Here is a 13,632-nt window from a genome sequence, read left to right as displayed (position 1 = left end):
GTGTACCATGATTGTCCTGACAAACCAGATGTCAAGACCTCGCCCCGGGAGAATCAGGAGCCATGGGAAGTCGGCGGTTGCGGTTGGAGGATGTGGCGGTGGCGGTCGGGATGTCGCCGTCGTCGGTGTCGCTGGCGCTCAGTGATCGGCCGGGGCCGAGTGCGGAGACGCGGCGGCGGGTGCGGGAGGCCGCGGATCGGTTGGGGTATCGGCCGGACCGGACCGCGAGTCTGCTGGCGCGACGCCGTACCCGGTTGCTCGGCGTACTGCTGGACATCCGGAACCCGTTCCACGCAGAGCTGGTCGAGGATCTGCATCGCGCGAGCGCGGGGCGTGGGTACGAGCTGGTGCTCAGCACCGTCACCGCGGACCGCGACGAGCGACGGGCGATCGAGACACTGCTCGACTTCCGCTGCGAGGCGTTGATCCTGCTCGGCCCCGCCGGTGCGGTGCCCCACCAGGAGCTGCCGGTCGTCGTCATCGGCAAGCAGACTGCGAAGGACGTCGACGTGGTGCGCGCGGCCGACGATCTCGGCGTCGCCCAGGCGGTCGCGCACCTGGTCGAGTTGGGGCACCGCGACATCGCATTCATCGACGGCGGCAAAGGCCCCATCGCGGCATTACGCCGGCGCGGCTACCGCACCGCCATGCGCGACCACGCACTCACCGAGTCGATCCGGGTGATCCCAGGAGGACACGACGAACTGGCCGGCGCCCGAGCCGCCCGAGCACTACTCGACGAGGCGGCCGGGGCGCAGGGTCTCCGGCCACACGACGGCCCGGCGCGCGCGCTACCGACGGCGGTGGTGGCGTCCAACGACATGTGTGCGGTGGGTCTCCAAGACGCGTTCACCCGCGCCGGCGTACGCGTCCCGGACGACCTCTCCCTCGTCGGCTACGACAACAGCACCCTCGCGCGCCTCGCCCACATCGACCTCACCTCGGTCGACCAGGACGCCGCCCAACTCGCCGAACACGCGGTCCAAGCAGCCGCCGACCGCCTCGAGAACGCCCGCACCACCCCTGAGGAGTTCGTCCTCACGCCCCACCTCGTCATCCGAGGCAGCACGGCCCCCCGCACCTGACCCGATCGGCAGCTCGACAGGAGGTGTCCCCGCGCGAGTAGTGCACCTGAGCGTGCGCGTACGGCGTACACCAGGTGCTCTACCTGTCGAGCTGCACGGGTCCGCCAGCGTGCGCCGACTCTGCCAGCTTCTCCAGCACTCTCGCCTGGTCGACGGCGTCCTCGCGGCCATAAGGGAGGTCACGCTGACCGGCCAGGTACGCCGAAATGGTGTCGAGCTCGATGCGATAGACGTCGGCCTCTTCGCCGGTGAGTGCGTAGGCGTCGTCCGGGTCGATCGCCAGGCGCTCGGTGACGCCGTCGCGGGTCAGTTCGACGCGCTGGTCGCGACAGATCCACGGGTCGCCGATGACGATCCGTCCGTCGCTCCCGATCAGCTCCAGCTCGTCGCGCCTCGGCAGGTCGAGTCCGAGGTCGAACTGCGCGAGTACGTCGTCCGGCATCCGCAGCGTTGCGGCCCAGCGGAGATCGACCCCGTCGCCGGCGGTGTCGAGCACCCGTTCGGCGTACACCCGTTCCGGCGTGCCGGCGAACATCCGGATCGCACTCACGCAGTAGCACCCGAGGTCCAGTAGCGCGCCGCCGCCGAGCGCCCGCGATCGCCGGATGTCGCCGGTCCCGACACTCACGCTGAGCGCCGCGCGGACCGTGGTCAACCGGCCGATCGCGCCGTCGGACACTAATCGGCGCGCGAGCAGCGTCTGCGGATGATGGCGGTACATCAGCCCCTCGACACACGTCACGCCGGCGCCGGCGGCCGCGTCGAAGCATCGCGCGGCGTCGTCGGCCGTCATCGCGAAGGGCTTCTCGGTCAGCACATGCTTGCCGGCGGCAATCGCCCGCAGCGTCCACTCGGTGTGCATCGCGACCGGCAACGCGACGTACACCGCGTCGACGTCCGGGCTGGCGAGCAGTTCGTCGTACGAACCGAACGCCAGCTCCAGACCACACTCGTCGGCGAACTTCCGCGCCTTGCCGAGGTCCCGCGAGGCGACGGCGACGAAACGTCCCGGCGCCGCGTCCACGACCACCCGGCCGATGGCGGCCGTGGACAGCAATCCCCACCGAGGCTGCTCCATGGGTGCGTCAGTCGTGCGTCGGGAAGCCCAGGTTGATGCCACCGTGCGACGGGTCCAGCCAGCGGGACGTGACGACCTTGCCGCGGGTGAAGAAGTGCACGCCCTCGGTGCCGTGCGCGTGCGTGTCACCGAACAGCGAGTTCTTCCAGCCGCCGAACGAGTAGTACGCCATCGGGACCGGGATCGGCACGTTGATACCGACCATCCCGACCTCGACCTCGTTCTGGAACCGCCGCGCTGCCCCGCCGTCGTTGGTGAAGATCGCCGTCCCGTTGCCGTACGGGTTCGCGTTCACCAGCTCGAGAGCCGCGTCGTACGACGCCGTTCGGACGACGGACAGTACCGGGCCGAAGATCTCGTCGGTGTAGATCGACATCTCCGGCGTCACCTTGTCGAACAGCGTCGGACCGAGCCAGAAACCCTCGTCGGCACCGTCGAACGAACCCTCGCGACCGTCGACCACCAGGTCGGCGCCCTCGTCCACACCCGCGGCGACGTACCCGGCGACCTTGTCGCGGTGCTGGCCGGTGACCAGCGGGCCCATGTCGCAGCCGCGGGTCCCGTCGCCGGTGCGCAGCTTGCCCATCCGTTCCTTGATCTTGGTGATCAGCTCGTCCGCGATCGGCTCGACCGCGACGAGAGCGGAGATCGCCATACAGCGTTCACCGGCCGAGCCGAAGCCGGCGTTCACCGCGGCGTCGGCGGCCAGGTCGAGGTCGGCGTCCGGCAGCACGATCATGTGGTTCTTGGCACCACCGAGCGCCTGCACCCGCTTGCCGTTCTTGGTGCCGGTCTCGTAGACGTACCGGGCGATCGGGGTCGAGCCGACGAACGAGACCGACTTGATGTCCGGGTGCTCGAGCAGCCGGTCGACGGCCTCCTTGTCGCCGTGCACGACGTTCACCACGCCGTCCGGCAGGCCGGCCTCCTTCCAGAGCTCGGCCATCGCGTTCGCCGCCGACGGGTCCTTCTCGGACGGCTTGATCACCACGCTGTTGCCACAGGCAACCGCGATCGGGACGAACCACATCGGCACCATCGCCGGGAAGTTGAACGGTGAGATCACCGCGCAGACCCCGAGCGGCTGGCGGATCGAGTACACGTCGACCTTCGTCGACACGCCCTCGCTGAAGCCGCCCTTGAGCAGGTGCGGGATGCCGCAGGCGAACTCGATCACCTCCAGACCGCGGGTCACCTCGCCGAGCGCGTCGGACAGCACCTTGCCGTGCTCGGCGGTGATGATCGCCGCGATCCGCTCCTTGTCCCGGTTCACCAGCTCGCGGTACGCGAACAGCACCTGGGCGCGCTTGGTCAGCGACGTCGCCGCCCAGTTCCGGGACGCCTCGTGGGCGACCTTGACCACCTCGTCGACGGTGGCCGCCGAGGCGAGGTCGAGCTCGCCGGTGACCGCTCCCGTCGCGGGGTTGTAGACCTTGCTGGTCCGCTCCGACACCCCGGTCCACGGGGCACCGGCGACCAGATGGGTAATCCGTTCGGTGCTCACAGCTGCATCCCTTGTTTCGTCATCAGTTCGGTGATCTTGTCCCGCATGAATGTGCTCGACTCGCGGGCGCGTTCCTCCCACGCGAAGACACAGGTCGTCACGGTGCCATTGAAACCCGCGGCGGCCAGCGCCGCGAACATCTCGTCGAAGTCGACCTCGCCCTGGCCGATGTCCAGGTGCTGATGCACGCGGACCGTCGAGCCGGGCGGGTTCACGATGTAGCGCAGCCCCGACGAGCCGGTGTGGTCGAACGAGTCGGCCACGTGGATGTTGGTCAACAGGTCCCCGGCGTAGTCGATGATGCCGGGGGCGTCGTTGCCCATGTGGAACGTGTGCGGAGCGCAGTACAGGAAGGTCACCAGCGGGCTGTTGATGCCGCGGATCAGGTCGACCGCGGCCCTCCCGTCCTCCTCGAAGTCGTCCGGGTGCGGCTCCAGCGCGAGCTTGATGCCCTCGCGCTCGAACACCGGCAGCAGCTCCTCCATCGAGCTCCAGAACTGCGCCTCGCTGCGCGCCGCCTGCTCCGGACGTCCGTTGAACTCCGAGTTCATCGTGTCGGCACCCAGCGCCGCGGTGATCTCGATCGCCCGCTTCCAATACCGTACGGCGGCCTGCCGGTCGTCCTCGTCCGGCCCGGACCACCGGAACAGCGGCAGCACGCTCGAGATCCCGACCCCTGCCGCGGCCAGCTCCTTCTTGAAGGCAGCCACGGTCGCGTCGTTCACCCGGGGGTGGTTGAAGAACGGGATGAAGTCGTCGCGGGGTGACAGCTCGATCCACTCGTACCCCAGCTCGGCCACCAGCCGCGGCAGGTCGAGCAACGGCGTACCGCGGAACATGTACGGATCGAGAGCAAGTCTCATAGGTCAGCCCTTCGCGTAGAAGTCGGGCCGTTCGTGCGCGGCGACCTCGACGCGCTGACCGGTCCGCAAGGCTTCGAGGCAGGTGTCCGACACCACGGCCGCGAGATGGCCGTCCCAGGCACTCGGGCCGGTGAAACCGCCGGCCGCGACCGCGTCGATCCAGTCCTGCAACTCGATGTCGTACGCGCGGAGGAACCGTTCGCGCCAGTCGGCGGGCACCCGCCCGGCGTACCGGCCGTCGTTCTTGACGATCGCACCGGAGGTCTCCGCGAGGGCCGCCGTACCGAGTTCGCCGACGACCTCGCCGCGGATGTCGTACCCGAAGCGGATGTTCAGCGACAGCTCGACGTCGACCAGGATCCCGCTGGCCATCTCCAGCAGCAGCATCAGCGGATCCTGCAGGTCGTCGGTCGCGTTGCTGTTCCGCCGTCCCGGCTTCAGGACCGTGGCCGCGACCACGTCGTCGTCGAACATCCACCGCACCAGGTCGATCTCGTGGATGGCGGAGTCGGTGATGATCATCTCGGTGGTGAATCCGTACGGCGGAACCGACGGGTTCCGGTGCGCGCAGTGCATCAGCAACGGCGCCCCGATCGAACCGCCGTCGACGGCGGCCTTCACCGCCTGGTACGCCGCGTCGTACCGGCGCATGAACCCGACCATCACGAGCCGCCGGCCGCTCGCCACCTCGGCGTCGACGATCCGCCGGCAGGCCTCCTGCGTGGTCGCCAGCGGCTTCTCGCAGAACACCGGCTTGCCCGCCTCGATCGCGGCCAGCACGAACTCCTCGTGCGTCGGCCCCCACGACGTCACCACGACGGCGTCCACGGCGTCGTCACCGATCACGTCCTGCCCGGTCGCGTGCACCGTGCAGGACGGCAGACCGTCCGCCACCGACCGCGCCCGCTCCGGATCCACGTCGGTGATCGCGACCACCTGCGCCCCGGACAGCACCTGCGTGAGCCGCCGGATGTGGTCCTGCCCGATCATCCCGACGCCGATCACCCCGACCCGGACCGTCATCACTGGTCACCTCCGATTCCGACACTGCGCAGATAGTCGTACGTCCGCCGTGCGATCGGTTCGGGTACGCCGAACTCGCACGGGTACAGGTCCTGCTCGACGATCACGAAGAGATCGTCCCGGTCGAGCGCCCGGAGTGCTTCGGCGATCGGCTCGGCCTTCGGCTCGGCGTTCGGCGGCTCGGCCATCACACCGCGCTTGACCGCCTCCCCGAACGACAGGTCCTCGGCGTCGACGACCTTCAGCACCTCGGGATCGACGCCCTTGATGTGCACGAACCCGAGCCGCTCCGGGTACTTCTCGATGATCCCGACGTTGTCGCCGTGCCGGTAGGCGAAGTGCCCGGTGTCCAGGCACAGCGACACGTACCGCGGATCGGTGTCGTGCAGGAACCGCTCCACCTGGGCCTGCGTCTCCACGTTCGAGTCGGCATGCGGGTGGAACGCGAGGGTGAGGCCGTACTCCTCGCCGATGATCCGGCCGAGCTCGTTGTTCTGCCGGATCAACGTGCTCCAGCCGTCGGCGTCGAGCTCACGGGCCGACGTGACCGCACCGGTCCGCCCGTCCCGGTACTCCCCAGGCAGGATCACCATGAACTTGCCGTCCACCGCGGTCACCAGCTCCGCGACCCGGCGGGCCTCGGCCAGCGTCGGCTCCCACTGACTGCTGTCGTGCAGCGGTGCGCCGACGGCCTGACCGGAGACCCGGAGACCCCGCTTCCCGAGCTCGTCGGTGAGTCGCGCGGGATCGGTCGGCAGGTACCCGTACGGGCCGAGCTCGATCCACTGGTAGCCCACACCGGACAGCTCGTCCAGGAACCGCTCCCACGGCGTCTGCCACGGATCGTCGGCGAACCAGACTCCCCAGGAATCGGGACAACTGCCCAGGGCGAGGCGAGGCGCGCTCCCGGGGTCGGTAGAGGTCATCTGTAGCGATCCTTCCAAGAAACTCTGAACGGGGTCGAACGAGAGGTCCGCCGCCGAAACGGCGGACCCCAGCTCACGAACCGGTGGGACGCTCGGCGATCCCGAGCTCCTGCACCTCCTCCTCGAGCTCGGAAGCCACGTCGGCCGTCGCCTTCCCACCGTGCTGGAGCTCGTGCTGGAGCTGGTCGAGCTCGGCGCCACCGGCCATCTGGGCGGTGAGATCGTCACGGCTGATCTCACTCTTCGCGTAGTAGCCGATCGACTTGCCGCGCTTCAGCAGCAGGAAGCGGTCGCCGACCGGATAGGCGTGGTGCGGGTTGTGGGTGATGAAGATGACGCCGAGCCCGCGTTCGCGTGCCTGGACGATGTACTTCAGCACCACACCGGACTGCTTCACACCGAGCGCCGCGGTCGGCTCGTCGAGGATCAGGACCTTCGCCCCGAAGTACACCGCCCGGGCGATCGCGACGCACTGCCGCTCACCACCGGACAGCGTGCCGATCGGCTGGTCGACGTCGCGCAGGTCGATGCCCATGTCGAGCAGTTCCTTCTTCGTCGTACTGCGCATGAAGTTGATGTCCAGGCGTTTGATCGGGCCGGTCCGCTTGCTGACCTCGTTGCCGAGGAAGAAATTCCGCCAGACCGGCATCAGCGGGACGACCGCGAGGTCCTGGTACACCGTCGCGATCCCGTGCTCGAGCGCCTCCCGCGGCGAGTCGAACGTGACCGCCTCGCCCTCGACCTCGTACGTGCCGTGGGTCGGTTTGTGCAGGCCGGCGATGATCTTGATCAGCGTGGACTTGCCGGCCCCGTTGTCCCCGAGCACGCAGGTCACTTCACCGGCATCCACTTCGAGCGAGATTCCGCCGAGGGCGATGATGTTCCCGTAGTTCTTGTCGCAGCCCGACAGCCGCACCAGGGGTGCCTTGGCCGGGGCTTCGGTGGTCGTCGCGGTCATCTCGAGGCCTCCGCACGTCGACGGATGTAACTGTTCAGCAGGATGGCGCCCAGCAGCAGCACGCCGAGGAAGAAGTACTTCCAGTCGGGGTTCCAGCCGGCGTAGACGATCCCCAGCTCGGCCATGCCGTAGATGAAGGCGCCGATCGCCGCGCCGATCGCGGAGCCGTAGCCACCGGTGAGCAGGCACCCACCGACCACGGCGGCGACGATGTAGATGAACTCGTTGCCGACGCCGAGACCGGACTGCACGGTGTTGAAGGCGAACAGGATGTGCATGCCGGTGAACCACCCCAGGAAACCGACACCCATGAACAGGCCGATCTTCACCCGCTTGACCGGTACGCCGACCGCGCGGGAACTGGGGGCGGACCCGCCGACGGCGAAGATCCAGTTACCGACCCGCGTACGCAGCAGCAACCAGGTGGCGATGATCACGAAGACGATCCACCACACCAGGGTGATCCGGATCGACACGCCGCCGATCGTGAACGAGGACGCGAAGACGTTCTGTGCCGAGCTGAACCCGGCGATGTTCGACACGTCGTCGGTGGCGACGTTCCCGGTGATCTGCTTGGTCATCGCCAGGTTCAGCCCGCGCAGCATGAAGAACGTGCCGAGCGTCACCAGGAAGCTCGGGATCCCAGTTCTCACGACGAGATAACCGTTGATGAAGCCGATCACCAGCGCGACCACCAGGGAGACCCCGACCCCGACCCACATGTTCGCGGTGAACTGGAAGCTGAACATCGCTGCCACCAGCGCCGAGGTGGTCACGGCGACACCGGCGGACAGGTCGAACTCGCCGCCGATCATCAGCAGCGCGACCGCCACCGCGGGGATGCCGTACACCGAGCTCTGGTAGAGCACTGTCGACAACGACGTCGCGTCCCGGAACGGCGGTGCGACGATGAAGAACACGACATAGATGACGATTGCGCCGACCAGCGCGCCCAGTTCGGGCCTGGCCAGCAGCCTGGAGAACGCGGACCGTCGTCCGAGCCGCTCGTCGGCGGCCGGTGGTGTCGGGGCGGCGACCACTGTCTGACTCATGGAGACCTCCTAGTCTCGGATCGCGTCCGGGGACACCGTGGACGGCGCCCCCGGACAGCCCACTACCGCGTACCGTTGGCCGCGAACTTGCCGACGAAGTCGACGTTCTGCTTGTCGACGACGAACGGTCCGGTCAGAGTCGGCTTGCCGCCGCCGAGGATGTTGCCGTTGTTCTTGTAGAGCCACAGCGAGTCGACCGCCTCGTACCCCTGCAGGTACGGCTGCTGGTCGATCGCGAACTGCAGATCACCGGCCTTGATCTTCGGCGGGATCTGCGGGTTGAAGTCGAAGGTGCCGATCTTGGCCTTGCTGCCGGACTCCTTCACCGCGTTGATCGCGGCCAGCGCGTCCGGAGCGCCGAGGGTGACGATGAAGTCGATGCTCGGGTCCTGCTTCAGCTTCGCCGCGATCGTGGTCTGCTCCGACGGCCGGTCCGAGCCGTTGACGTAGATCTTGGTCCACTGCCCGTTGAAGGTCTTCTTCACCCCGTTGCAGCGGTCCTCCAACTGGACCTGGCCCTGGAACTGGATCACACACAGCAGGTGCTTGTAGTTGCCCTGCGAGGCCTTGGCGCCGGCGGCCTCACCGGCCAGACTCTCGTCGGAGCCGAAGTACGACAACGCGCCCGACTGCGAGAACTGGCCGATCCCGGCGTTCAGCGCGACGACCGGGATGCCCGCGGCGATGGCCTTCTTGACGGCGGGGATCAGCGCCGGTGGGTCGGGGAGCGTGACGGCGATCCCGTCGACCTTGCTGTCGATCGCGCTCTGGATGAGGTTCGCCTGGTTGCCCGAGGACGGATCCGACGAGTACTTCAGATCGACGTTGTCCTTGGCGGCCGCGGCCTTGGCACCCTTCTGGATGATGTCCCAGAAGGTGTCACCCGGTGCCCCGTGGGTGATCATCGCGACCGTCATCTTCGGCGTGTTGGCCTGACCTGCTGCCGCGGCGGTCGCGGACTGCTCGGCCTTCTTCCCACCGGTGCTGCTGCACGCGGCCACTGTGACCACCAGAACCACAGTGACCGCGGCGGTCACCAGCCGCCTACCTGATCTGAACATCTTGCCCTCCCCTGATAGGGCCGGCCGCGGCTACATGGCGGCCGGGAATTGCTGTGATCGGCTGCCTCGCGGCAGGTTGACGCGCATCAGTCGTCCGTCTCTCTCGTGTACGTCACCGGCGCCACGTAGGCACGCTGGCCGGTCTTGAACTCCTCGTACGCCGCCCGCGCCGTCGAGGTCGACGCCAGCGTCGACACCTCGCTGACCGGGACGTCCCACCAGGACTCGCTGTCGGGGGCACCGATCAGCGGGTCGGTCCGGACCTGGATCAGGATCGGGCCGGTCGCGGCCTTCGCGATGCCGATCGCCTTCTCCAGTTCGGCCCTGCTCTCCACCTCGATCACCTCGACGCCGAGGCTGCGGGCGTTCGCCGCCAGGTCGACCGGCAGGTAGTCCCCATCCAGCCGGCCGTCGGAGGAGCGATAGCGGTACGCCGTACCGAACCGTTGCGAGCCCAGCGACTCCGACAACGCGCCGATCGAGGCGAAGCCCTGGTTCTGGACCAGGACCACGATCACCTTGACGTTCTCCTGGACCGCGGTCACCAGCTCGGTCGACATCATCAGGTACGACCCGTCGCCGACCATCACGAACACGTCCCGGTCCGGTGCGCCGAGCCGGACGCCGATCCCGCCGGCGATCTCGTAGCCCATGCAGGAGTACCCGTACTCGACGTGGTACCCCTTGCCGTCCCGGGTCCGCCAGAGCTTGTGCAGGTCGCCGGGCATCGAGCCGGCCGCGCAGACGACGACGTCCCGCGGGTCGGACAGCTCGTTCACGCAGCCGAGCACCTCGCCCTGGGTGAGTAGGCCGTCGGCCAGCTTCCCGGTCACCTCGGCCGGCGGGTTGTACGTCCGCTCGACGATCGCGTCCCACTCCTGCGCGAGCTGCCCGGTCTCGGTCCGATACTCGTCGTCGACCGACCAGCCGTCGAGCGCGGTCGTCAGCGCCGCCAGCGCCTCGCGGGCGTCAGCGACCACCGGCAGTCCGGCGTGCTTCCCGCCGTCGAACCTGGCCACGTTGACGTTCACGAACCGTACGTCGGGATTCTGGAACGCGGTGCGGGACGCGGTGGTGAAGTCGGCGTACCGGGTGCCGATCCCGATCACCAGGTCGGCGGACTCGGCCAGCGCGTTCGCGGCCGTGGTCCCGGTGGAGCCGATCGCGCCGACCGACTGCGGGTGATCGTAGGGCAGCGATCCCTTACCTGCTTGGGATTCCCCGACCGGGATGCCGGTCACCTCCGCGAAGGTCCGCAGTACGTCGTTCGCCGCGGAGTACGCGACGCCACCGCCGGCGACGATCAGCGGCCGCCGGGAGTTGCGGATCAGGTCGGCCGCCTGGTCCAGAATGCTTGTCTCGGGCAACGGTCGGCCGACGTGCCACTCGCGCTCGGCGAAGAGCTCCTCCGGCCAGTCGAACGCCTCGGCCTGCACGTCCTGCGGCATCGCGATCGTGACCGCGCCGGTCTCGACCGGGTCGGTCAGGACGCGCATCGCGTGCAGCAGCGCGGACGGTAACTGCTCCGGACGGCTGACGCGATCGAAGTACCGCGAGACCGGACGGAACGCGTCGTTCACGCTGATGTCGCCGGCGCCGAAGTTCTCCAGCTCTTGCAGGACCGGCGTCGCGACCCGGGTACTGAAGGTGTCGGAGGGCAGCAGCAGGACGGGCAGCCGGTTCACGGTCGCCAACGCGGCGCCGGTGATCATGTTGGTCGAGCCGGGCCCGATGCTCGCCGTACAGGCGTAGGTCTGCAGGCGGTTCGTGGTCCGGGCGAAGGCGGCCGCGGTGTGCACCATCGCCTGCTCGTTGCGGGCCAGGATGTACGGCAGGGCATCCGGATCGGCGAGCTCGGACTGCAGCAGCGCCTGACCGAGACCGGCCACGTTGCCGTGGCCGAAGATGCCGAAGCACCCGGCGAAGAGCTTCTGCCGCCGCCCGTCGCGTTCGGAGTACTGCGCGCCGAGGAAGCGCACCAGTGCCTGAGCGACCGTGAGGCGCACCGTCATGACTCATCCCTTCCGAGCGGAAGCCGGGGATCGATGTGCTGGGAGTTCCACAGCTCGCGGACCCAGGCGTGCTGCGGGTCGTCGGTGATCAGCCACTGCCGCTCGGTCCCGGGGCCGGCCATCACGTTCAGGTAGTACATGTCGTAGCCGGGCGGCGCCATCGCCGGCCCGTGCCAGCCGTGCGGGACCAGTACCAGGTCGCCGCTGCGGACTTCCGCGAGGACGTCGATCGGGCGGTCCTCGGTGCCGTACACGCGCTGGTACCCGATCGGGTCGTTGCCCTTGACACCTTCCGGGACGTCGTCGGACAGCTGCAGCTCGAAGTAGTAGATCTCCTCGAGCTCGCTCTCCTTCCCCGGCCGGTGCTCGTCGTGCTTGTGCGGCGGGTACGACGACCAGTTGCCGGCCGGCGTGATCACCTCGCAGGCGATGATCGAGTCGGCGGCGAGAACTCCCGGCGTACCGAAGTTGCGGACCTGACGGGACGCGACGCCGGCGCCGCGCAGCTCGGTCTCCACCTCGTCGGCCGCGATCCGCCGGAACGGGAAGTCGCTGGCCGCCTTGGCATTCGGGAACGCGATCCGGGCGCCGCCGGCGCTGACCACGGCGAACGTCGAGTTCCGCGGGACATAGGCGAGGTCGGTCGCGCCCGAGAAGACCTCGGCCCGGCCACCGAGCGGGACGCGCTGCCCGTCGATGATCACCTCGGCCGATCCGCTGAGCGGAAGCACGAGGTACTCGCAGTCGCCGGTGTCGATCTCCACCGACTGTCCGGGCAGCAGCGTGCGGATCGCCAACCCGGTGTGATGCCAGTCGGTCTCCCCAGGTCGCACCATCACCTCGAAGGCGTCGTTCGCGGTCGACCCAGCGGGCCGGAACCATTCGGTCATGCGGCACCCCCGTGGACGAGCGTCGCGGCGTGATCGACGGCGGCGGCCACATCTCCGTCGGGTGGGAAGAGCAACGCGCGGCCGACGACGAGACCGCGCACCGAGGGGAGGCCGAGCGCCTTGCCCCAGGAGGCGTACGTCGCTTCGGGGGCGACCGTCGGATCGCCGCCGAGCAGCAGCGTCGGCAGAGTGGTCGCCTCCATCACGCGCTCCAGTTCGTCGACGACCGGGAGCTTGAGCCAGGTGTACGCGCTGGTCGCGCCGAGGGCGGAGGCGATGTGGATCGACTTGATCACCGAGTCCGGGTCGAGCAGGTTCGTCACTCGGCCGTCCTCGGCGCGGGTCGACCAGAACGGTTCGACCATCGCCATCAGCTTGTGCTCGGCGAGGCCGGTGACGGCGGCGGCGCTGGACTCCAGGGTCGCGACCGTGCCCGGGTCGTCGAGGTCGATGCGGGTCAGCATCTTGCCGCCGTCGAGGCGGCGGGTGGCGATCTCGTCGGCGGAACGGTACGCCGTGAAGCGGTCGTCGACCTCGAACGTGGCGCCCTGCAGGCCGCCGCGGTTCATCGAGCCGATCACGACCTTGCCCTCGAGCGCGCCGAGCAGCAGCAGGTCTTCGAGGATGTCCGGGGTCGCGAGCACTCCGTCGACACCTGGCCGTTCCAGCGCCGTCATCAGCCGGCCGATCAGCTCCGGCCGGCTGGCCATCGCCATCCGGTCGCCCCGAACACCGAGCGCGCCGCGCGCCGGGTGGTCGGCCGCGACGATCAGCAACCGCCCGTCGTCACCGACCAGCGCCCGCGTACGCCGCCGCTGCCAAGCCTCAGCCAGTCGCTCAGGATGCCGAACCCGAATCTCGGTCAGCTCCGCGAGCCGCTCGCCATACTCATGCCACCGCGGCGCCGGAGCTGTCTCCCACACCGGCGCCTCAACCACCTGCTCACCCAACTGAGTGGGCTGATCCGCCCAATCCTCAGCCGCCTGGCTCACCGCCGGAGGCGCCGCCTGGTCCACCGGCGCAGCGGTCGGCTGATCGGCCCGCTCCTCGACCGACTGGTTCGCGGGCGCGGCGGGCGACTGGTCGGCGCGCTGCTCGACCGGCTGACTCGCCGGTGGGGTGGTTGGCTGGTTGGTGGGGAGGCCGAGGTCTCCGATGACTGTGGTCTGGCCGTCTGCCG

General features: G+C 68.8%; 12 protein-coding genes. 1 reads left to right on the top strand and 11 read right to left on the bottom strand.

Annotated features, from left to right (window positions below; all coding sequences use genetic code 11):
* Positions 1–62: 62 nt before the first annotated feature.
* Positions 63–1,085, top strand: a complete 1,023-nt coding sequence (locus AC0662_RS16180; protein ID WP_478301366.1) for a LacI family DNA-binding transcriptional regulator — start codon at positions 63–65, stop codon at positions 1,083–1,085.
* Positions 1,086–1,164: 79 nt separating this feature from the next.
* On the opposite strand, the gene AC0662_RS16175 is transcribed toward AC0662_RS16180, so the two are convergent.
* The 11 genes from AC0662_RS16175 to AC0662_RS16125 all read right to left on the bottom strand — a co-directional run bounded on the left by AC0662_RS16175 (position 1,165) and on the right by AC0662_RS16125 (position 13,375).
* A complete protein-coding gene (locus tag AC0662_RS16175; protein WP_478301364.1) occupies positions 1,165–2,163 on the bottom strand; it encodes a Gfo/Idh/MocA family protein in 999 nt (332 codons plus the stop codon).
* Positions 2,164–2,170: 7 nt separating this feature from the next.
* On the bottom strand, positions 2,171–3,667 hold the full coding sequence (locus tag AC0662_RS16170) for a CoA-acylating methylmalonate-semialdehyde dehydrogenase (protein ID WP_478301362.1): 1,497 nt from the start codon (positions 3,665–3,667) through the stop codon (positions 2,171–2,173).
* Positions 3,664–4,530, bottom strand: coding sequence for a sugar phosphate isomerase/epimerase family protein (locus AC0662_RS16165; protein ID WP_478301360.1), 867 nt, complete (start codon positions 4,528–4,530; stop codon positions 3,664–3,666). The genes AC0662_RS16170 and AC0662_RS16165 overlap by 4 nt, the downstream gene beginning before the upstream one ends.
* Before the next feature lie 3 nt (positions 4,531–4,533).
* On the bottom strand, positions 4,534–5,553 hold the full coding sequence (locus AC0662_RS16160) for a Gfo/Idh/MocA family protein (protein WP_452194756.1): 1,020 nt from the start codon (positions 5,551–5,553) through the stop codon (positions 4,534–4,536).
* Positions 5,553–6,479 carry a sugar phosphate isomerase/epimerase family protein gene (locus AC0662_RS16155; RefSeq protein WP_478301358.1) on the bottom strand — a complete coding sequence of 309 codons (927 nt, stop codon included), beginning with the start codon at positions 6,477–6,479 and terminating at the stop codon, positions 5,553–5,555. Before AC0662_RS16155 ends, AC0662_RS16160 begins: the two co-directional genes overlap by 1 nt.
* A 73-nt stretch (positions 6,480–6,552) precedes the next feature.
* Complete coding sequence (locus tag AC0662_RS16150; RefSeq protein ID WP_452194753.1) at positions 6,553–7,437, bottom strand: ATP-binding cassette domain-containing protein; 885 nt, start codon at positions 7,435–7,437, stop codon at positions 6,553–6,555.
* Entirely contained in the window at positions 7,434–8,489 is a 1,056-nt protein-coding gene (locus AC0662_RS16145; RefSeq protein ID WP_478301356.1) for an ABC transporter permease, read from the bottom strand. Before AC0662_RS16145 ends, AC0662_RS16150 begins: the two co-directional genes overlap by 4 nt.
* 62 nt (positions 8,490–8,551) lie before the next feature.
* On the bottom strand, positions 8,552–9,550 hold the full coding sequence (locus AC0662_RS16140; protein WP_478301354.1) for a sugar ABC transporter substrate-binding protein: 999 nt from the start codon (positions 9,548–9,550) through the stop codon (positions 8,552–8,554).
* A gap of 86 nt (positions 9,551–9,636) precedes the next feature.
* Positions 9,637–11,562, bottom strand: a complete 1,926-nt coding sequence (gene iolD, locus AC0662_RS16135; RefSeq protein ID WP_478301352.1) for a 3D-(3,5/4)-trihydroxycyclohexane-1,2-dione acylhydrolase (decyclizing) — start codon at positions 11,560–11,562, stop codon at positions 9,637–9,639.
* Complete coding sequence (gene iolB / locus AC0662_RS16130) at positions 11,559–12,452, bottom strand: 5-deoxy-glucuronate isomerase (RefSeq protein WP_452194745.1); 894 nt, start codon at positions 12,450–12,452, stop codon at positions 11,559–11,561. The genes iolD and iolB overlap by 4 nt, the downstream gene beginning before the upstream one ends.
* A complete protein-coding gene (locus AC0662_RS16125; RefSeq protein WP_452195600.1) occupies positions 12,449–13,375 on the bottom strand; it encodes a Cgl0159 family (beta/alpha)8-fold protein in 927 nt (308 codons plus the stop codon). The genes iolB and AC0662_RS16125 overlap by 4 nt, the downstream gene beginning before the upstream one ends.
* Positions 13,376–13,632 lie beyond the last annotated feature (257 nt).

It is taken from the genome of Kribbella sp. NPDC043289, from assembly GCF_056436705.1.
The sequence above is the reverse complement of the archived record's forward strand: the minus strand, read 5'-3'. Positions and strand labels throughout refer to the sequence as shown.